The sequence below is a fragment of the Cellulomonas sp. ACRRI genome, from assembly GCF_022346185.1.
Lineage (GTDB): Bacteria > Actinomycetota > Actinomycetes > Actinomycetales > Cellulomonadaceae > Cellulomonas.
Genome location: NZ_JAKRMS010000006.1, coordinates 25,087 through 45,388 on the forward strand (window position 1 = coordinate 25,087; position 20,302 = coordinate 45,388).

Genomic DNA, 20,302 nt, shown 5'->3' on the forward strand with positions numbered 1-20,302 from the left:
GCGGACCCGCCGGGGCCGGACCGAACCGCCGTGAGGAGAACCGATGCCCGCTCGACCCGCGCCCGACGCGCCCCGCCGGGACCGCGCCGCCCTGCGCGCCGGCGCCGCGCGCCGCCCCGGACTGCGCGCCCTCGCCGCACGGCGCTGGTCGCGCACGGTCGCGGCCCTGACCGCCACCTCCGCGCTGATGGCCGGTGGCGTGACCGCCGCGGTCGCCGACCCCGCGCCCGCGGAGTCGGCGTGGACCCACGAGCTGCTGGTCGACTCCCTCGCGACGACCGTCGACGCGGACCCGGGCGACGGCGTCTGCGAGACCGCGACGGGGGAGTGCACCCTGCGCGCGGCGATCATGGAGTCCAATGCGCTGAACGCCGGCCCCGGCGAGGTGCGCATCGGCGTGCACCCCGGGTTCGCCGGCGGGCGGATCGTGCTGACCGCGACCCAGTCCACCTGGATGCGGACCACCGCGCTGAGCGCCGGCGGCGGCACGATCACGGGTGACGGCGGCGCGGTGTTCGACGTCCTCGCCCCGGTGACCATCGACCTCGAGAACAAGGTCACCGCCGCCCCGAACAACAACGCGGACCTGCCGGCCGCCGCGGTGTTCCACCTGAACGGCCCCGACATCACGCTGGAGCGCGTCGACCAGTCGTTCAGCGCCGAGACCACGTTCTACGTCGGCCCGAACGCCTCGAACATCCACATCACCGGCGGCACGATCGCGACCGCGAACTACTACCCCGAGCGGTTCGTCCTGGTGCGCGGCGGCGCCAGCGACGTCCGGATCAGCAACTACACGGTGTCCGGCTACGCGTCGAACGACACCCAGTGGGGCTGGGGCTACGTCGACGGCGCGACCGCCACCACCCCGGTCCGCGGGCTCGTCGTGGACAACGTCACCTACACGGCCGGCGCCACCGGCGCGTGCGGCGCGAGCGCCGCGGGCGGCTGCTCCTCGTCGCCGATGTCGCTGCGCGGCCAGACCGTCACCGACTTCACGTTCACCAACAACACGGTGGTGAACTTCAACCGCGCGGTGAGCGCGAGCACCCGGATCATGGACCTGCGCTCGGCCACCGTCGACCGGTTCGTGTTCGCGAACAACACGATCACCACCCCGCAGCTGCGCGCCGGCCTGCCGCTCATCGAGTTCGGCGGCACCGCCGCGACCCGGGCGACGGTGCACGACTTCGAGATCGTCGACAACGTCTTCGCCGGCGTCACCGCCGCGACCGAGGCCGAGAGCGGCGCGGTCCGGCTGCCCTTCGGCGGCACGATCCGCGACCGCGGTCTCATCGCGCGGAACACGTTCCAGGCGGCCACCGGCCCGACGCAGGCCGTCTACTGGCAGGGGCCCGGCGCCAACACGCTGAGCGTCGCGCCGTCGAACGTCGTGATCGAGGACAACGCGTTCGACGGCTGGGGCTCGGCGGCCTCCCGGTCCACGATCCGGCTCCGGCACACCGGCGCGGTCACCGTGCAGCGGAACACCTTCGGCACCGGCAGCGGCTCGCAGGTCAACACCGTCGCCGAGGAGGCCGGGGCCGTGGACGCCATCGTGCAGACGCTGGTGAACAACCGGAACCTCGGCGCGAACGGCAAGCTCAACACCTGGTACCCGACCGCGCGCGCCGCGGACAACACCCAGGCGATCCTCGTGGGCGCCGAGCGCTGCACCATCGACCTGGAGGTCGCGCCCCCGTCCGGGGCGCCCGCGCTGGCCACCGCCCGCAACCCGGAGCCGCCCACCACGCTGGACCTGTACTGGACGTCCGGCACCGCCGCCGAGGTGTACCTCGAGTCGGTCACCGTCACCGAGCAGGCGCCGCAGACGTTCACCGTGACGCTCCCGCTCGAGGGCGACGAGCGGCTGGCGCACCTGCCGGCCGGGGCGACGATCCCGGTGAACCCGACGACGGGCGAGGTCGCGGGCGGCCTCCGCCTGCAGACGCAGGACCCGAACGCCGGCAGCACCACGGCCTCGTCGCAGTTCTCCCGGGTCGCCTCGCTCGCCGGCACCTGCCGGCCCGAGCTGACGATCGACCAGGCGGAGGGCCAGGCCGACCCGGCCCTGACGCGCGACCTGCGCTGGACGGTCGTCTCCTCGCTCCCGCTCACCGGCCTGGACGCCGCGGACGTCGAGCTGGCGGCCGAGCCCACCGACCTGACCGTCGACGCGGAGCGGCTGAACCCGCGGATCGTGTCCGTGACCCCGGTCGCCGACACCGAGAACACCGTGTTCACCGTCGTCGCACGGGTCGACTTCACCGTCGTCGCACGGGTCGACGACTCGGCCCTGCTGCGGGCCGGGATCGAGGCCGGGGCGGTCACCTCGGAGTCGGGCTGGCTGAACGACAGCCCGGCGACGAGCACCGACGCGGAGATCACCTACGTCAACCCGCTGGTGGTCGACCCGGAGCAGGTCACCCTGCTGGCGGGCGACGAGACGGGCGAGGCCTACTCGATCGCCACCCGCCCCGGCGCGCCGGTGCCCACCGACACCCTGTCGTTCAGCACCGTCCCGGACGCGGTCGCCACCGAGTTCGACGTCCGGCTCGCGAACACCGCGCCCACGATCCTCGCCGGCGGCAGCTCCACGGGATCGCTCACGGTGACGGCGGGCGAGAGCGAGGTCGAGGCCGGCACCTCGGCCCTGGTCGGCCACGAGGTCGCCTCGACGGACGTGAACTACGACGGCCTCGTGGTGCAGTCGCTCGACGTGCGGCTGTACTCCACCAGCCCGGCGCTGCAGCTGACCAAGCAGGCGTACGTGCACGTGGGCGACACGTCGACCCCCGAGAGCATCCAGGCCACCGGCACGGAGGTGCTCGCCGGCTCCCGGCTCGGGGACGGGCAGGCGGTGTGCTGGGTCTGGACGGTCGCCAACAACTCCCGGGACACCTGGGCCACCGAGCTCACGGACGTGGTGGTGCGCGACTCGGACACCCGGCTGGGCGACGGCGGGCTGATCGCGCGCATCCCGGCGCTCGGGGTGGGGGAGAGCCACCGGTACGCGTCCTGCGCGCCGCTGATCCCGGTCGACTCCCGCGCCTGACCCGCCGCGGCCGGGGGCACCGAGCCCCGGCCGCGGGACCCCGGTCCTCGCCCCGCCGCCCACCGAGGCGGCGGGGCGGACCCACTGAGCACCCCCCTGCGCGGCCCCCGCCGCGACCGAACCTGGACAGGCCGGCGGGACCGCCGGCACGACACGAGGAGGACGACGTGACGACTCGACGCGAGGCCCGGTCGGGCCGCCCCGGTGCGCTCGGCGCGCTCCGCGGGCTGCGGCCGTCCCGCTGGGTGAAGCGCGCGACCGCCGGGGCCGTGACCGCGGCGCTGGTCGTCACGACCTTCGGCGTCGCGCAGAGCGCGACGCCGGGCGTCGAGCTGCTCGTGAACTCCCTGGAGACGACCGAGGACGCGAACCCCGGCGACGGCCTGTGCGCGACCGAGGAGGGCGCGTGCACCCTGCGGGCCGCGATCCAGGAGTCGAACGCGCTGAACCTCGCCGCGGGCATCGTCCGGATCGGCGTGCAGCCCGGCTTCGCCGGCGGTCGGATCGACCTCACCGCGGACACCGCCACCTGGATGAGCACGACGCGCCCGTCGGACGGCGGCGGCTCGATCACGGCCGACCTCGGGGCGGTCTTCCACGTCACGGCGCCGGTGGAGATCGACCTCGAGAACAAGATCTTCCCGAACTCGGTGACCACGCTCGCCGGCCCGAACGCCGCGGTCTTCCACGTGAACGGCCCGGACATCACGCTGCGGGGCGTCGACCAGGCGTGGGGCGGCGAGACGACGTTCTACGTGGGCGAGCGCGCCCGGGACGTCACGATCACCGGCGGTGAGGTCCGCACCCAGAACAACCGGCCGCGCCGGTTCCTGGTGGTGCGGGGCGGGGCGACCGACGTCACGGTCAGCGACTACACCGTCTCGGGCTTCGCCGCGCGCGCCGCGGACCGCGGCTGGGGCTTCCTCGACGGGGCCCCCAACGCCGCGAACGCCGTGCGCAACCTGACGATCAGCGGCGTCACCTACGAGTCGCAGACGTCCGGCGCGTGCAGCACCAGCACGGCCGCGGGGTGCACCTCCGGCGTGGTGTACGCCCGGAACCAGCACGTGCAGGGCCTGTCGGTGGTCGACAGCGCGATGCCGAACTACGGCCGCGCCGCCAACAACAGCATCCGGATGATCGACCTGCGCGGCGCGACCGTCAGCGACTTCGTGTTCGCCCGGAACACCCTCACGAACCCGCGCATCTACGTGAACCACCCGCTGATCGAGATGGGCGACGCCACCGCGCGCGGCGCCGACATGACGAACTTCGAGATCACGGACAACGTCATCACCGGGGTCACCGCCGCGAGCGAGGCGACCGGCGGGATGATCCGGCTGCCGCAGAACAACCGGATCGCCGGCCGCGGGCTGATCGCCCGGAACCAGTTCCACGCCGCGACCGGGTCGATGCAGGCGATCTACTGGCAGGGCGCGCACACCAACACGCTGAACGTGCAGTCGTCCGGCGTCACGATCGAGGACAACGACTTCGACGGGTGGGGCTCCACCTCCGCGCGGTCCACCATCCGGATGCGGATGACCGGCGCGGTGACGATCCAGCGCAACACCTACGGGGCCCGGACCGGCGCGCAGACGAACACCGTCAGCGAGGAGGCCGGCGCGGTCGACGCGACGGTGCTGACGATGGTCAACAACCGCAACCGCGGCGCCAACGGCAAGATGAACACCTGGTTCCCGACCGCGCGCGGCGCGAACAACCAGCAGGCCGCGCCCGTGGTCGCCGAGAGCTGCTCGGTGGACCTCGAGGTCGCCCCGCCGACGGAGACCGGCGGCAACACCGTCAGCGGCGCCCGGAACCCCGCGGTGCCCGCGCGGCTCGACGTGTACTGGACCGCGCGCAACCAGGCCGAGGTCCTGGTCGACTCGGTCACGGTCACCCAGAACGCCCGGCAGACGATCAACGTCACGCTGCCGGTGGCCGGTGACCCGCGCCTCGCGCACCTGCCCGAGGGGGCCGCGCTGCCCGTGGACCCGGAGACGGGCGCCGTGTCCGGCGGGCTGCGGCTGCAGACCCACGACCCCAACGCGGGGGCCACCGCGGTGTCGTCCCAGCTCTCCCGGGTCGCGACGATCGCGGGCACCTGCCGGCCGGAGCTGTCGATCAACCAGGCCGACTACCAGAACGACCCGACGCTCGCCCGGGACAAGCACTGGACGATCAGGTCCTCGCTGCCGCTGGTCGAGGAGACGGTGACGGTCGACGCCATCACGCTGACGGCCCGTCCCACCGAGCACACCATCGACCCCGAGCGGATCAACGCCCGCGTGGTCTCGGTGGAGCCGGTCGAGGGCAGCGGCGGCACCGAGTTCACGGTGATCGCCAAGGCGGACGACTCCGCGCTGCTGGAGGCCGCCATCGAGCCCGGCACGGTGGAGTCCGAGTCCGGCTGGGTCAACGACTCCCCGGCAGACAGCGACAACCCGGACATCACGTTCGTGAACCCGCTGGTCGTCGACCCCGAGCTGCTGGCGGTCGTCGCCGGCAGGGAGGACGGCAAGGACTACCGGATCACCACCCGGCCGGGCGCACCGGTGCCCACGTCCGACGTGCAGTTCACCGCGACACCGGACGGGACGGCGGCGGACTACGGCCTGACGCTGGGCACGCCGACGCCGACGATGCCCGCGGGCTCGACCAGCACCGGGCCGCTCAACGTCATGGTGCCGGAGGGCGACGTCCCCGCGGACAGCCGGGTGCGGGTGCACCACACGGCGGTCTCCGAGGACATCCGCTACCACGACCTCGTGGTGCCCGACCTGGACATCCGGCTGTTCGCCACCGACCCGGCCGTCGAGGTCACCAAGCGGGCGTACCACGGGGTCACCGACAGCTCGACGCCCGAGCAGATCGTGGCCACCGGCACCGAGGCGCCCCTGGGGAGCCGGCTGCTGGACGGCCAGCCCGTGTGCTGGGTCTACACCGTCACCAACGTCTCCGACGACGACTGGGCCACCGCGCTGACGGACGTCGAGGTGGTCGACACGGACACCCGGCTCGGCCAGGGCGGCCTCGTCGGGGTGATCCCGACGCTCGGCATGGGCGAGACGCAGCGGGTCGCCGCGTGCGCGGTGATGACCCCGGGCGACACCCGGGTCGCCGGGTGAGCCGCGCGGGCCACCGAGGCGGCGGGGCGGGGTGCTGAGAGGTGCCCGTGACGACGCGCAGACGGCCCGGTGGGACCACCGAGAGGCCCCCTGAACGGCCTGCGGGCCGCCCAAGGATGGACACATCAGCAAGGCCGAGCAGGACCGGCTCCACGGGAAGGAGGAGGACATGAACGCACGGACCACGACCACCGCGCCGCGGATCACGCGGCTCGGCGCGCCGGCGGTCGCCGCACTCGCGGCCGCGCTGCTCCTCCTGGGCGGCACGCTCGCCCTGTGGGCCGCGAGCGCCCGGTACACCGGCGGCACGATCACGTCGGGCGACCTGGCCCTGGAGGTCGGCGAGCCGACCTGGGAGCAGGTCACCCCGGGCGTCGTGCAGCGGGAGCAGGGCGTCTTCGACGGCACCGTCCCCGCGGAGTTCTTCACGATGCCGGGCGACGTGGTCGAGATCGCCCAGCCGGTCACCACGACGCTGGTGGGCGACAACCTCGCCGGCGGCTTCGGGCTCCGGCCCGCCGCGCAGTCCCGGCTGGCCGACGACATCGCCTCCGGCCGGATCGCGGTCACCTTCTCGGTGCGCAACGACGCCGGGATGACGATCGCGCCCGAGGGGGGCGGCGCCCAGCTCGGCGAGACCGTGGTCGTGCCCGGCCTGGCCGGCAGCAACGACGAGGAGCCGCAGGACTGGGTCGTGGTGATCCGCGTCGAGGTCCTGGGCGACTACGCCTGGACGGACGGCCACCCGGTCGACGCCGCGGGCGTGTGGAGCAGCGGCGGCCTCGTGATCTCGCTCGAGCAGGTCCGCGAGGGCGACGAGTTCACCGGGGGTGCCGAGTGAGGCGGCCCCGCGTGTCCCGCCCCGCGGTCGTCGTGGCCGGGCTCGGGCTCTGGGCCGGCGCGCTGAGCGCGCAGGCGCTGTGGTCCGACAGCCGCGACGGCGTGCAGCCGAGCATGCGGACCGGTGCGGTGACCTTCGCCGGCCAGGTGCCGGGCGAGGACGGCTCGCGCGTCGTGTCCGACGGCGGCGCCCCGGTGACCGTGCGGCTCCCGGGCTCGGAGATCGTCCGGGTCATGGACCCCGAGGGCACCGAGCAGCCCGGTCCCGTGTTCTGGCGGTTCCAGGCGGCCGGCGCCGCGCTCGGCATCACCGGCCTGGTGTTCGACGTCACCGTCGGCTCCACGGTCGCCGGCGACGGCACCGTCACCGACATCGCGGACGGCGTCGCGCCGGACAGCACGGTGCTCGGCGGCTCCGTGGTCAAGCTCTACCCGGCCGCCGTCGGCGGCGACTGCTCCGCCGTGCCGGCCACGCCGCCCGGCGAGGAGCACAAGAACGTGCTGGTGATCGGCGGGGAGCAGGACGTGCTCCAGGCCGCCGGCACCAACAAGGCGGGCGACGAGGTCGTCCGCGAGTGGTGCGTCGCCATGGACTGGCTCGACGAGCCGGACGGCTTCTACGCCAACCGGGTCGACGTCGCCGCCCGCGGCGAGGACGGCAACACCCGCACCGCCGTCGACGAGTGGGAGGCGCGCGTGGGGGTCCCGCGCTCGCTCCCGTCGACCGGCACCTACGGCAACCGGGCGTGGGCCGAGGCCCTCGGCCTGGACGGCACCGAGGTGCAGCACGAGGACAGCTGGCACGCCCAGCTGTTCCCGGACCCCTCGGCGGAGCCCGACGTGGTGATCACGCTCGACCCCGCCGTGACCAACCTCAACCCCGACGTGGGGACCGGCGACCAGCCGGGGTTCCCCACCCGCTAGATCCCCGTTCAGCCCCCACCGGGGCGTCGAACGGTCCACCAGAGGGCCCGGCTCGGGCCGAACGAGAGGAACACCACCACCATGAGCACCACCACCAACGCCCCGGTCGTCGTCGTCACCGAGGAGAAGAAGCGCCGCAAGGGCATGCTCTGGGTCGCCGGCGGCACCGCGCTGCTGCTGGGCGGCTCGACCTTCGCCCTGTGGTCGGCGGACGCCGACTTCCAGGGTGGTTCGGTCACTGCGGGTGACCTGAACCTGGTCGCGCTCGAGGACACCACGTTCTGGGACGTCTCCGCCGACCGCGCGGACGCCACCGAGACGGTGACCGGCACGGACGGCTCCCAGCTCGGCCACGTGATCGACGACGCCGACACCTGGCGGATCGTGCCCGGCGACAAGGTCGCCGCGGCGTTCTCCGCCGAGGCCACCCTCGAGGGCGACAACCTGGTCGGCCAGCTGACGCTGGACGGCTTCGGTGAGAACTCGCTGGTCAACGAGCGGATGGACTGGACCTACGAGGTCTACCTCGGCGGCGAGCTGCTCGCCGCGGAGGCCGAGCTCCCGACGGACGGCGAGACCGCCCTCATGTACCTGGCCGCGCCCCGCGCCGGTCAGGACGCGGGTCTGCCGGACGCCGACGGCAACCTGGTCCTCCAGATGGAGGAGACCACGCAGGAGATCTCGGTCGTCGTCTACGGCGCGTTCGACGCCGAGACCCCGGACCGCGACGAGGTCACCGTGACCGACTCGCTGTCCAACCTGACCCTGTCGCTCAACCAGGTCCGCGACACCGGCGCGCAGTTCCTCCCGCAGGACTGACGCCACCGCCGACCGCGCCGCGGCCCCTCCCGGGGTCGCGGCGCGGCCGGTCCCGGCGCTCGCGCGCCACCCGGGCCACGCGCCCGCCGCACGACCCCGACCGACCGACCGCAGCACGAGCCAGGAGGAGCCGCCGGATGGGCACGCGCGTCAGCAGGAAGAGCCGCCCGGTGCGGGTCTCCGGAGCCTGGTACGACTCGCCATGGCGGATCGCCGGCCACGCGGTCGGCACGGCCCTGGCGCTGGTGCTGATCGGCCTGGTGATCGCGCTGGCCGTCGTGCCCCGGCTGTCCGGCGGGGCCTCGCTCACCGTGCTCACCGGCTCGATGGAGCCCACCTTCGCGCCCGGCGACGTGATCGTCGTCAAGGGCGTCGACGCCGCCGAGGTCTGCGCCGAGGTCGGCGTCGGCGAGATCGTCACGTTCTTCCCCGAGCCGAACGACCCGGCGCTGATCAGCCACCGGGTGATCGGCAAGACCATCGGCACCTTCGACGACGGCACCTCCTGCCGGCTCGTCACCCAGGGCGACGCGAACTCCGCGGTCGACGACCCCGTCTCGCCGGAGCAGGTCCGCGGCGTCTTCCAGTACGGCGTGCCGAAGCTCGGCTGGGCCCGGCAGTGGGTCGGCGACAACGTGCGGACGGTGGTCGTCGTCGCCGCGCTCGCGCTGGTCGCCCTCGGCATCGCCTCCAGCATGCGCAAGCCCCGCACCCGGATCTACGCGGCGCCGGGCGGCACCGACGGGCCCGCGGGCCTCGGCGGCGTCCCCGTCGACGTCGCGCCCGCGCCCACCGCGCCCGCGCCCACCGCGCCCGCCCTCGACGCCGAGGACCTGGCCCACGAGCGCGCACTACGGGAGCGCGACCTCGACCTGCGGGAGCGCGAGCTGGAGCTCCGCGAGCGCGAGCTGGAGCTGGCCCGGCTGCAGGCCGGCCCGGCCTGGTTCGAGCGCGACCTGCACCGCGAGCCCGACCTCCGCGACCTCGACCCCGTGCTCCGCGACCTCGGCCGCGACCTCGTCGCGGACCGCGAGCCCGAGCACGACCCCCAGCCGCCGACGGCACCGGTCGCCGTGCTGGCGCCCCTTCCCGCACAGCCGCTCGACCGAATCGAGACGTGATGTCCTCCCGTACCGTGGTCCTCCCGACCGGCCCCGGGGCGCAGCCCCAGGTGCTCCGCGTCGACGGGGGCGGCCTGTCCCAGCGCGGGCGCACGCTCGCCTGGATCCTGGCGCTCGTGCTCCTGCTGACGGGCGCGGGCGCGCTGACGGCGGCGGGCATCACGCCGATCACCGGCGAGCGCCTGGCCGCGACCACCGGCTCCGGCACCGCCGGCGGCTCCGGGTCGTCCGGCTCGTCCGGAGGGGCGGCCGGCTCGGGCGCGACCACCGGCACCGAGACGGCCGTGGCGGCCGGGGACGGCGCGGACGGCGGCGCGACGGGCCGGGACGGCACGGTCGTCGAGGGCGCCGTCGTCGGCGAGTGGGACGGCCCGACCGTGCACCTCGACTGGTCCGGGCAGCGGTACACCACGGTCGAGGCGGACTTCGTCGGCGACCGGGTCGCCTCGCCCGGCGACCGCGTCGAGCGCACCCTGACGCTGCGCAACGCGGGCCCGGAGGACGCGGTCCTCTCGGTCGACCTGCTGCTCGACGAGACGGTCCCCGCCGGCTCGCCGAACCCCGGGCTGGGCGAGGCGATCGACCTGCACTGGGACGTCGCCGGCGTCGAGGGCTCCGAGCAGTTCGCGGTGCTGCACTCCGAGAAGCAGCCGACGATCGCCGAGGTGCGGGTCCCCGAGGGCGGCACCGTGCCCGTCACGGTCGGGTTCACCATGCCGGCGTCCGAGACCGGCCACCGCGGTGGCGACGACTCGACGACGCTGCACTTCCGCGTCCTGGCGCACCTCCAGGGCGAGACCGGCGTGGACCCGGCTCCTGTCCCGCCGGAGCCGGTCGACCCCGAGGAGCCCGCGGAGCCCGGCCCCGACGGCGGCCTCGCCGTCACCGGGTCCCACCTGCTCGGCGCGGTCCTGCTGCTGCTCGGCCTGCTGCTGGCCGGCTGGATGCTGCTGGCCCTGAACCGGCGGCGCACCGCGTGCGACGTGTGCGGCGGGCGCGTCGACCGGGGTGACCGGTGGACGGTGCACCACGCCGAGGACGGCACCCGGACCGTCGAGTGCGGGGACTGCTGGGGACGCCCGCGGCTCGGCGTCCAGGACCGGGAGCAGGAGCCGGTGGGCCCCGCGGCCCGCTGAGGCGCGCCGCCTGGACGCTCCCGCCCTGGTGGGAGCACCCTGGGCCCACCAGCCCCGCGGGGGCGCGGCCCGCGCGGCCGGGAGGGGAGCCGGGGCATGAGCGAGGAGGTCCGGGCGGCCACGCCGCGCGCGGAGGGGCGCGCGTCGTGGCTGCCCCTCGTCTGCCTGTTCCTCGCGCAGGTGCTGATGGCCTTCAACCTGGCGTCCCTGCCGGTGTCCATCGGCGGCATGGTCGCCGACTTCGGGGTGCCCCCGACGGCCGTCAGCGGTGCGATCGTGACCTACGGGCTGTTCGTCGCCGCCCTGGTGATGACCGGGGCCAAGGTCGGCCAGCGGCTCGGCTGGGTCCGCGCGTTCCGGGTCGTGGTCGCCACGTTCGCGGTGTCCAGCCTGCTGATGCTGCTCGCCCCCTCGGTCGGCTGGGTGATCGCGGCGCAGGCGCTCGCGGGGGCCTCCGCGGCCGTGATCGTGCCCTCGCTGGTCGCGCTGATCGCCCAGAGCTACGCCGGCGACCAGCAGGCCACCGCGATCGGCTCCCTCGGGTCCGCCCGCGCGATCGCCGGGGTCGCCGCGTTCCTGCTCGGCGGGGTGCTGGGCACGCTCGTCGGGTGGCGGCCCGTGTTCGGCGTGGCGCTGGCGCTCGCGGTCGCCGTGCTCGTGCTGAGCACCCGGCTGCACCCGGTGCCCGGCGACCCGACCGTCCGGATCGACGCGGTGGGCGCGGTGCTCGTCGGCGCGGGGGTGGCCCTGGTGTCCGTCGGCTTCCAGAACCTCGACGCCTGGGGCCTGCTGCTCGCCGCGCCGGACGCGCCGTTCGACGTGGCGGGGGTGTCGCCGGCCCCGGTCCTCGTGGTCGTCGGCGTGGTGCTCGGGCAGGCGTTCGTGCGGTGGACGCGGCGCCGGGTCGCGTCCGGGCGGACCCCGCTCGTCGACCTGTCGGTGCTCGGGTCGCCGCAGGAGCGCGCGGCCGTCTACGCGATGTTCACGGTCGTCGCGCTGGAGGCGGCGCTGAACTTCACCGTCCCGCTCTACATCCAGATCGTGCAGGGGCGCACGCCGCTGGACACCGCCCTGGCGATGATGCCGTTCAACCTCACGGTGTTCGTCGTCGCGACGCTCGTCGTCCGGCTGTACGGCCGGTTCCCGCCGCGCACGATCGCGCTCGTGGGCTTCGGGCTCACCACCGCCGCGCTCACCTGGCTGTCGCTGGTCGTGACGAACAACTGGGAGACGCTGCCGACCGTCCTCGGGCTGGTGGTGTTCGGCGTGGGCCAGGGCGCTCTGGTCACGATCGTGTTCAACGTGCTCGTCACGGCCGCGCCCCGGCAGCAGGCGGGGGATGTCGGGGCCATCCGCGGCACCACCCAGAACCTCGCGTCGGCCGTCGGCACCGCCCTGGTCGGCGCGCTGCTCGTCACCATCCTCGGCATCGGGGTGGGGCGGGCCGTGCTCGCGCACCCGGAGCTGCCGCCGTCGCTGGTCGCTCAGGTCGACCTCGACTCGGTCGACTTCGTCAGCAACGACGACCTCCGCGAGGCGCTGCGGACCCGGACCGACGCCGACCCGGCGCAGGTCGACGCGGCCGTGGCCGTCAACGAGCAGGTCCGGCTGGACACGCTGCGGGTGGGGCTGCTGGTGCTCGCCGGCCTGAGCGCCGTCGCCGCGCTGCCGGCGAGCCGGCTGCCGCGGTACCGACCCGGGGAGGCGGCGGACCGGTCGCGCTGACCGGTGCGTCCGATCGGGCGAAATCTATGCAAAACGGACAGGCGCCCGCGGGTTCTGGGATATCAACGACAGCCTCGGGTCGCGACGCCGGGCGCCGTCGGCCGCCCGGGCCGGCCCCGACCCGGAGGTGCCGATGTCCGTCCCCACGACCGTCCGCGGCCCGGTCCCCGGCGCCCCGGCCGCCGGCGCGGCCGGCGGCCGGCTGCCGGGCCTCGACGGCCTGCGCGGCGTCGCGGCCCTCGTCGTCCTCGTCCACCACTCGCTGCTGCTGACCCCGGCGCTGATGGCGGTGCACGACGACCCCGCCGCCCCGCGGAGCGCGCTCGTCCAGGTCGCGTCGGCCACGCCGCTGCACCTGCTGTGGGAGGGCGAGGTCGCCGTGCAGGTGTTCTTCGTGCTCAGCGGGTTCGTGCTCACCGCCGCCGCGACCCGCCCGTCGCACCGCTGGGGCCCGTACTACCCGCAGCGGCTGCTCCGCCTGTACCTGCCGGTGTGGGCCGCCGTGGTGCTGGCCGTCGCGCTGCGCCTCGCCGTGCCCGCGGGCGACACCGCCGGGCTCAGCCCGTGGCTGACCTACCACGGCGACGTCGGCCGGGCCGGGGTGCTCGGCGACCTGCTGCTGGTGGTCGGACCCGCCGGGTCGACCATCAGCGCGCTGTGGTCCCTGCGCTGGGAGGTGCTGTTCTCCCTGCTGCTCCCGCTGTTCGTCGTCGCCGCGACCCGCCTGCGGCACTGGGCGCCGCTGGTGCTCGGTGCGCTCGCCGCGATCGCGTGGCTCGGCGCGGCGACCGGCCCCGTCGACGCGCCCTACGCGCTCGGCGCGGCGTACCAGCTGCCGCTGTTCGCACTCGGCTGCGTGCTCGCCGCGGGCCGCGACCGGCTCGCCGCGGTCACCGCCCGGTGGGGGCGCGGGACCTGGGCGGGGGTGCTGCTCGCGGCCGTGCTGCTGACGACGAGCTACTGGCTGCTCGACCTCGCCGGGGCCCGGGCGGACGTGCCCACGGCGGTCGTCGCGCTGACCCGGGTGCTGCAGGCCGCCGGCGCCGGGCTGCTCGTGGTCGCCGCGCTCGGCCCGCTCGCCCGGCCGCTGAGCCACCCCGCCGTGCGCTGGCTCGGCACGCGGTCGTTCAGCCTGTACCTGGTGCACGAGCCCGTGGTGGTGGCGGTCGGCTACCTCACGGGGTGGACGTCGCCCGCGGTGCTGCTGCTCACCGTGCCGGTGTCGCTGCTGCTGGCGGAGGCGTTCTTCCGGGCCGTCGAGCGCCCGTCGCACCGCCTGTCCCGCACCGTCGGGGCGCGCCTGGGCCGGGGGCGCCACCCCGTCGCCGCGGCCTGACCCGGCGGGCACGGCGAGATCGGCGGTTCGCGCCGAGATCGGCGCGTGCAGGCACCGATCTCGGGCGGGACCGCCGATCTCGACGCGGCCGGGCTCCCGCACAGGAAGTCCCCATCTCCCGGACGCCCGGCGTTCATCTGCGGCGGCCACACTCGGTGCCATCGGTCGCGCGCGGGAGAGGGCTGGCGGATGCAGGCGGTACGGGACGTGGGCACGCGGTACTCGTGGGTCCAGGTGGAGCACCCGGTGTACGTCGTGGACTTCCTGGCCTCGGCGGGCGCACCCGCCGAGCGCTGGCGGCTGGTCGACGGCGGCGACGTGCTCGAGGTGCTCGAGTGGGTCGCCCGGCACCAGCGCGGCCGCGCCGTCGCGGTGAGCCTGGAGGTCGAGGACGCCGGCGGCTTCGCGCTCGTGCAGCTGACCCCGGCCGAGGGCCTCCGCCGAGTCGCCGGCTGGTGACCACGCGCCGCCCCGCCGACGCGCCGCCCCGCCGACGCGCCGCCCCGCCGACGCGCCGCCTCGCCGACGCGCCCGAGGTAGGACCGTCCCGCCGAGATAGGACCGTGGCAGGTCCTATCTGGGCGCGCGGGCCCTATCTCGGCGGCCTCGGACGGCGCCCCCCGGTCGGGCGCGGGCGTCCGGCCCGCGGCGGGCGGGGCGGGCGGTCAGCGCGTGGCGAGCAGGGCCGTGAGGGGCGTGCCGACCAGCGCGCCGATCAGGAACGCCCAGCCGCCGGTGAGCCGGCGGCGCGGTGCCGTCGCCGGCTCCCGCCGCCAGGCGGCCGTCGGCTCCAGCAGCAGGTAGACGACCGCGGCGGGCCAGACGTAGGCGACCAGCCAGAACCACGCCCACCGGGTCGCGAGCCGCGGCTCCGGGCCGCTGATGATCGAGGCGGTCAGCGCGACGAGCGCGCCGAGCGCGAGCAGCGCGTCCGGGGCGCCGTACGACCGGGCGTCCGCGCCGCCGGCCCCGCCGGGCCGGAGCAGCGCGTACGCGACCGAGCCGAGCACGGCGGCCAGCAGCACCATCCGCACGGCGAGGTGCGCGGCGGTCGAGGGCGGCACGAGCCGCGGCTCCCGCGGCGCGGCGGGCGGGGGCGGCGGGGCGCTGGGCAGGCTCACGATCGGCCACGCTAGGCCACTCGGGGCCGCGAGGTCGGTGCTTCGACCCGAGATCGGTCGTTGTAGGCACCGATCTCGCGCCGAACCGCCGATGTCGGCGATCGCCACCCCGCGCTGGAGTCAGACCAGCCCCACCCGGGCGAAGCCCTCCACCAGGCCGTCGACCTGGGGGCCGGGCACGACGAGGTCCGCGACCGCCAGCACCCGCGGGTCCGCGCCCTCGATGGCGACGCCCGTGCCGGCGTGCTCCAGCATCTCCAGGTCGTTGAGCCCGTCGCCGAACGCGATCACGTCCTCGCGCGAGACCCCGAGGTGCTCGACCACCGCCTCGATGCCCAGCGCCTTGTGCACGCCCACCAGGTAGATCTCCCCGGCGGCGTCGCCCATCGCGGCGATCGAGCTGGGGAGGATGCCGAGCCGGTCGCCGAGCTCCGCGCCGAGCTCGGGCCACGGGATCGCCGCGCCGAAGTAGGTGATCTTCGCGAACGAGCAGGCGCCGAGGTCGTCCGGGGTGCGCAGGGCCTTGAGGATCTCGAGCGGGCTCGCCGCGCCGTCCGTGCCGCCGTCGTCGCGCCCGAAGTGGCCGCCGAGCAGCTCGCCGAGCCGGCGGTCCACGCCGGGCCGCCCGTACAGGGCGTCGGGAGCCTCCAGCAGGTAGGCGGCGTCGTGCCGGTCCAGCACCTCGATCGCGCGCGCGGCCAGGTCGGCGGGGAACCGCTGGTCCCGCAGCACGACCCCGTCGACCTCGACGTACCCGCCGGCGGAGGCGACGATCCCGTCGAACCCCGCGGCGAGGAGCTGCTCGGGGAGCATCGCCTTCGGGCGGCCGGTGCACAGCAGGACCCGGTGCCCGCGGGCCCGGGCCTCGCGGACCACCCGCGCGTGGGCGGGCGGGACCTCTCCGTGGTGCGCGTACGTGCCGTCGACGTCGAGGAACACGATCCGGGGGGCCGAGGGCGCAGCAGTCACGCCGGTCATTCTCTCGCACCGACGACTCCTATGCCCGTCAGTCAACTGCCTAAAGGGTGTAGGTTGGCGCCGTGACCCGCGCCGGACTGACCCCCGCCCGCGTCGTCGCCGACGCCGCGGCGCTGGCCGACGAGGCCGGCTTCGACGCGCTCACGCTGTCCGCCGTCGCCCGGCGGCTCGGCGTGCAGACCGCGAGCCTCTACGCCCACGTGCGGGACCGCGCCGCGCTGCTCGACGGCGTCACCGCGCTGGCGATGGGCGAGGTCGCGTCCCGGATCGCCACCGGCGTGGCCGGGCGCTCCGGGCGCGACGCCCTGCGGGGGTACGCCGACGCGTTCCGCGACTACGCCCGCGAGCACCCCGGCCGGTGGGCCGCGATGCAGCGCCGCGCCGGGCCCGCCGCGGTGGCCGCACCGTCCGCGGTCGACGTCGTGGCGCTGACCGACGCCCTGCTCCGCGGGTACGCCGTCCCGTCCGACCAGCGCGTGCACGTCATCCGGCTGCTCGGCAGCACCATCAACGGCTTCGTCCAGCTCGAGCGCATCGGCAGCTTCGACCACAGCGCCCCGGCCCCCGCGGACTCGTGGGACCGGGTGGTCGACGCGCTCGACACCGTGCTGCGGGCCTGGCCCGCCCCCGACCCCGAGGATCCCTCCGCATGATCGACGTCCCCCTGACCCCCGACCTGGCCGCGACCGTCCGCGGCGCCGCCGAGCTCGAGCGCACCGCCCGCGGGCTCCGGCCGCACCGGCTGCCCGCGTGGGTGGGCCGGCAGCTCGGCGACCCGCAGCTGCTCGCGATGGAGGCGCAGCCGTCCGGCGTGCGGGTGGCGCTCGCGACCACCGCCACCGCGGTCGAGCTCGTCGTGCACCCCACGCGGCTCGCCTACCGCCAGGTCGACCGCCCGCGCGGCGCGGTCGACCTGGTCGTGGACGGCGCCGTGCTGGCGAGCCAGCCGCTGACCGGCGGCGACGCCGTGGAGACGGACCTGGCGACCGGCGCCTCCGCCCTGCTGCCCGGCGACCCGCAGACCGTCGCGTTCACCGGGCTGCCGGCGGGGGAGAAGGTGGTCGAGCTGTGGCTGCCGCACAACGAGTCCGTCGAGCTGGTCGCCCTGCGGGCCGACGCCCCCGTGCGGCCCGCCCCCGACGACCGGCCCGTCTGGCTGCACCACGGCTCCTCGATCAGCCAGGGCTCCAACGCCGCGACACCGGCCGGGACCTGGCCGGCGGTGGCCGCGCGCCTCGGCGGCGCCGACCTGCGGAACCTCGGCCTCGGCGGCAGCGCGCTGGTCGACCAGGCGACCGCCCGCGTCGTGCGGGACGCGCCGGCCGACCTGATCAGCGTGGCGCTCGGCATCAACGTCGTGAACCTGGACGGGATGCGGCGCCGGACCTTCGAGTCGGCGGTGCACGGGTTCCTCGACACCATCCGCGACGGGCACCCCGACACCCCGCTCGTGCTCCTGACGCCGATCTTCTGCGGCATCCACGAGGACACCCCCGGCCCCGGGGCGTTCGACGTGGCCGCCCTTGCGGCCGGCCGGGCGCAGTTCGTCGCCGCGGGCGGCTCCGACCTCTCGAACGGCCGGCTCACGCTGCGGGTCGTCCGGGACGCGCTGGCGGCGGTGGTCGGGCGCCGGGCGGACGACCCGCACCTGCACCTGCTCGACGGGCTGTCCCTGTACGGCGCGGCGGATGCCGACGCCCACCCGCTCCCCGACGCGCTGCACCCGGACGCGGCGACGCACCGGCTGATCGGCGAGCGGTTCGCGGCGTCCGCGTTCGGGGCCGGCGGGCCGTTCGGCGGGGTGCGCGCGCGGGCAGCCGACTGACGGTCAGGCCGGCGCCGGGTCCGCCGCCCGCCCGGCGGGGACCCGGGTCGCCGGCACCTGCAGCCCCTCGTGCAGCGCCTCGAGCCACGCCGTGCCGTGCTCCGCGTCCGGCTCGAGGTAGTTGCCCTCGGCCCACTCGTTCCACGACTTCACCCAGAGCAGCCGCTCCTGCTCCGGGCGGCCGGCGAGCAGCGCCGTCGCGTCGGCCACGTGCCGGCGGAACACGTCCGGCGACGATCCGGTCATCACGATGCCCCGGCGGCCGGAGCGCGGGGTGTTGTCCCAGTTGGGCATGACGCACGGCTGCCGGGTCGGGGGCAGGGGCCGGCGCTCCAGGAAGCCCGGGTCGACGGGGTAGTGCTCCGGCCCGCGGCCCAGGCGCCGCCCGATCCGCCGTCGCCAGAACTCCCGGCGCCCGAACCGCACCGGCAGCCGCATCTGGATACCGGCGTCGAAGCCCACCGCCTCCGCGTCCGGGAAGCCCTCGCCCCAGTCGAACCAGTCCGAGACCTCCGCGACGAGGTACAGCCCCGGCAGCCCCGCGGCACGGGCGAGCGCCTGCCAGCGGTCCACGAACCGCCGGGCGTCCGGCAGCTCGCCGGGCTTGTGCACGACCAGCACCGGCCGGTCGCCGACCCGCAGATAGCGCTCGTCGCGGAAGGCCGGCAGCAGCGCCGTCAGGTGGGCGTGGTCGTCGCCCTCGGGGTAGGTCTGCTCGGCGAGCACACGGTCCGGGGCGCCGTGCCAGGTCCCGGTCCAGGTCTCGTTCGCCCAGGCGAGGCAGAACGGCAGCGTCGGCTCGCCCGAGGCCAGCACCTCGGCGAACGGCCGCTCCAGCAGGCGCCGCCCGCCGCCGAACCAGTAGTGCCAGTAGACGAAGGCCGCGACGCCGTGCGCCCGGGCGAGGTCGGCCTGCGCGGCGCGCGCCTCGGGCACCCTGAGGTCGTAGAAGCCCAGGTCGCCGGGCAGGTGCGGCTGCCGGTGCCCCGGGAACAGCGGGCGTGCGCGGACCGTGTTGGTCCACTCGGTGAACCCAGGCCCCCACCACGCGTCGTTCTCCGGGACCGGGTGGTACTGCGGCAGGTAGAACGCGATCGCGCGTGCTCCGAGATCCATGCGCCCGCCCCCTCGGCCGGTCGGCCCGGATCGCGCCGCGCCGCACCCGGCCGGCCTCGGACCTGCCCGCGAGTGTTCTCCCGCGCCCGGGCGGCGCGCAAGGGTGCGCTCACCTGGCGGCCGGGTCCGGGCGGCGGGGCCGAGGCCACTTGTCGCGCAGTGGCCGTGGCGGCGCGCCGGGACGGTCTGCCAGCGTCGACGCCGTGGGAGAGGACGCGGAGGACGACGTGCGGCACGGGGTGGAGGACAGGCTCGAGGGCGTGCGCGCGCGAGCGGGCCGGGAGCTGGACCGGGTGCCGGTGAACACCGGCTTCGCCCGGGCGGTGCTGGCGGGCTCCGCCGCCGGCACGCTGTGGTGGGACCGGGAGGTCGACCCGCAGGCCTTCCACGTGGTGCACGCGTACGGGATGTCGCTGGTGTGGGGCCCCGGGGTGGCCGCGGCGTTCGACGCGGTGGTGGCGCGGCTGCGGGACGGCACCGGGGCCGGCGAGGAGTGGCTGCAGATCGACCCGCGCTGGTCCGGGCTCGGCTGGGACGCCGCGCTCGGCGCGGTCCCGTTCGACGCGCCGGAGGCAGGCGCGCCGGGGGCGACAGCCCGGCACGTGCGGCTGAACTTCGCCCACGACCCGGGCGCGGTCCGGCCCACGCGCCCGCTGCCGGACGGCTGGCGCATCCGCGCCGCCACCGCGGCCGACTTCGACCGGAGCGGCACCGTGGTGCCGTCGGCGTTCTGGCCGGACGCCGGCGCCTTTCTCGCGCACGGTGGCGGGGTCGTGGCCGAGCGCGCGGCCGACGGCGTGGTCGGGGCGATCGCGTTCGCCTCCTACCGCACCGGCGACGACCTGGAGATCGGCATCGAGACGGAGGCGGAGCACCGGGACCGGGGACTCGGCGCCCACGTGGCCCGGGCGTTCGTCGACGTCGTCCGGGGCGCGGGGCTCACCCCCGTGTGGTCGTGCCGCGAGGACAACGTCGCCTCGGCCCGGGTCGCGGCGTCCGCCGGCTTCGTGCCGACCGCCCGGCTCCCGTACTACCACCTGCGCCGCGCGCGCTGACCCGGCGGCGGCCGCCTGGCCGACCCCACCCGCCGGGCGCGCGATCCCCAACGCTTCGTCGCACCGCCACCCGCCGGATCGGTGTGCGGCGGGACGATCGGGTGGGCACCACGGCCGCCG

The 20,302-nt window shown here is 75.8% G+C and carries 16 protein-coding genes; 13 read left to right on the forward strand and 3 right to left on the reverse strand.

What is annotated here, in order from left to right; all coding sequences use genetic code 11:
- Positions 1 to 43: 43 nt before the first annotated feature.
- The 10 genes from MHY85_RS02765 (at position 44) to MHY85_RS02810 (ending at position 14,546) form a co-directional block, all read left to right on the forward strand.
- Positions 44 to 3,055, forward strand: a complete 3,012-nt coding sequence (locus MHY85_RS02765) for a hypothetical protein (RefSeq protein ID WP_239192916.1) — start codon at positions 44 to 46, stop codon at positions 3,053 to 3,055.
- Between the two features lie 167 nt (positions 3,056 to 3,222).
- Positions 3,223 to 6,186 carry a hypothetical protein gene (locus MHY85_RS02770; RefSeq protein WP_239192918.1) on the forward strand — a complete coding sequence of 988 codons (2,964 nt, stop codon included), beginning with the start codon at positions 3,223 to 3,225 and terminating at the stop codon, positions 6,184 to 6,186.
- Positions 6,187 to 6,355: 169 nt separating this feature from the next.
- A complete protein-coding gene (locus tag MHY85_RS02775; RefSeq protein ID WP_239192920.1) occupies positions 6,356 to 7,027 on the forward strand; it encodes an alternate-type signal peptide domain-containing protein in 672 nt (223 codons plus the stop codon).
- An 11-nt stretch (positions 7,028 to 7,038) separates the two neighbouring features.
- The gene (locus tag MHY85_RS02780) at positions 7,039 to 7,950 is read left to right on the forward strand and encodes a hypothetical protein (protein ID WP_239192922.1); all 912 of its coding nucleotides are present in this window, start codon (positions 7,039 to 7,041) and stop codon (positions 7,948 to 7,950) included.
- 81 nt (positions 7,951 to 8,031) lie between these two features.
- Complete coding sequence (locus MHY85_RS02785) at positions 8,032 to 8,769, forward strand: alternate-type signal peptide domain-containing protein (RefSeq protein ID WP_239192924.1); 738 nt, start codon at positions 8,032 to 8,034, stop codon at positions 8,767 to 8,769.
- A 137-nt stretch (positions 8,770 to 8,906) separates the two neighbouring features.
- Complete coding sequence (locus MHY85_RS02790) at positions 8,907 to 9,890, forward strand: signal peptidase I (protein ID WP_239192926.1); 984 nt, start codon at positions 8,907 to 8,909, stop codon at positions 9,888 to 9,890.
- Positions 9,890 to 11,026 carry a hypothetical protein gene (locus MHY85_RS02795; protein ID WP_239192928.1) on the forward strand — a complete coding sequence of 379 codons (1,137 nt, stop codon included), beginning with the start codon at positions 9,890 to 9,892 and terminating at the stop codon, positions 11,024 to 11,026. The genes MHY85_RS02790 and MHY85_RS02795 overlap by 1 nt, the downstream gene beginning before the upstream one ends.
- Before the next feature lie 96 nt (positions 11,027 to 11,122).
- Entirely contained in the window at positions 11,123 to 12,751 is a 1,629-nt protein-coding gene (locus tag MHY85_RS02800; protein ID WP_239192930.1) for an MFS transporter, read from the forward strand.
- Positions 12,752 to 12,884: 133 nt separating this feature from the next.
- A complete protein-coding gene (locus tag MHY85_RS02805) occupies positions 12,885 to 14,087 on the forward strand; it encodes an acyltransferase (protein ID WP_239192932.1) in 1,203 nt (400 codons plus the stop codon).
- Between the two features lie 189 nt (positions 14,088 to 14,276).
- Positions 14,277 to 14,546, forward strand: a complete 270-nt coding sequence (locus tag MHY85_RS02810) for a hypothetical protein (protein WP_239192934.1) — start codon at positions 14,277 to 14,279, stop codon at positions 14,544 to 14,546.
- A 206-nt stretch (positions 14,547 to 14,752) separates the two neighbouring features.
- Here MHY85_RS02810 and MHY85_RS02815 read toward each other — a convergent pair whose 3' ends face one another.
- Positions 14,753 to 15,208, reverse strand: a complete 456-nt coding sequence (locus MHY85_RS02815; RefSeq protein WP_239192937.1) for a hypothetical protein — start codon at positions 15,206 to 15,208, stop codon at positions 14,753 to 14,755.
- A 120-nt stretch (positions 15,209 to 15,328) separates the two neighbouring features.
- Positions 15,329 to 16,186 carry an HAD hydrolase family protein gene (locus tag MHY85_RS02820; protein ID WP_239192939.1) on the reverse strand — a complete coding sequence of 286 codons (858 nt, stop codon included), beginning with the start codon at positions 16,184 to 16,186 and terminating at the stop codon, positions 15,329 to 15,331.
- A 62-nt stretch (positions 16,187 to 16,248) separates the two neighbouring features.
- Between MHY85_RS02820 and MHY85_RS02825 the strand changes: the two genes are divergently transcribed.
- The gene (locus MHY85_RS02825) at positions 16,249 to 16,839 is read left to right on the forward strand and encodes a TetR/AcrR family transcriptional regulator (protein ID WP_239192942.1); all 591 of its coding nucleotides are present in this window, start codon (positions 16,249 to 16,251) and stop codon (positions 16,837 to 16,839) included.
- A complete protein-coding gene (locus MHY85_RS02830) occupies positions 16,836 to 18,011 on the forward strand; it encodes a GDSL-type esterase/lipase family protein (RefSeq protein WP_239192945.1) in 1,176 nt (391 codons plus the stop codon). Before MHY85_RS02825 ends, MHY85_RS02830 begins: the two co-directional genes overlap by 4 nt.
- Before the next feature lie 3 nt (positions 18,012 to 18,014).
- On the opposite strand, the gene MHY85_RS02835 is transcribed toward MHY85_RS02830, so the two are convergent.
- Positions 18,015 to 19,127 carry a glycoside hydrolase family 99-like domain-containing protein gene (locus MHY85_RS02835; protein WP_239192948.1) on the reverse strand — a complete coding sequence of 371 codons (1,113 nt, stop codon included), beginning with the start codon at positions 19,125 to 19,127 and terminating at the stop codon, positions 18,015 to 18,017.
- A 203-nt stretch (positions 19,128 to 19,330) separates the two neighbouring features.
- On the opposite strand from MHY85_RS02835, the gene MHY85_RS02840 reads away from it, so the two are divergent.
- On the forward strand, positions 19,331 to 20,182 hold the full coding sequence (locus MHY85_RS02840) for a GNAT family N-acetyltransferase (RefSeq protein ID WP_239192951.1): 852 nt from the start codon (positions 19,331 to 19,333) through the stop codon (positions 20,180 to 20,182).
- Positions 20,183 to 20,302: the final 120 nt, after the last annotated feature.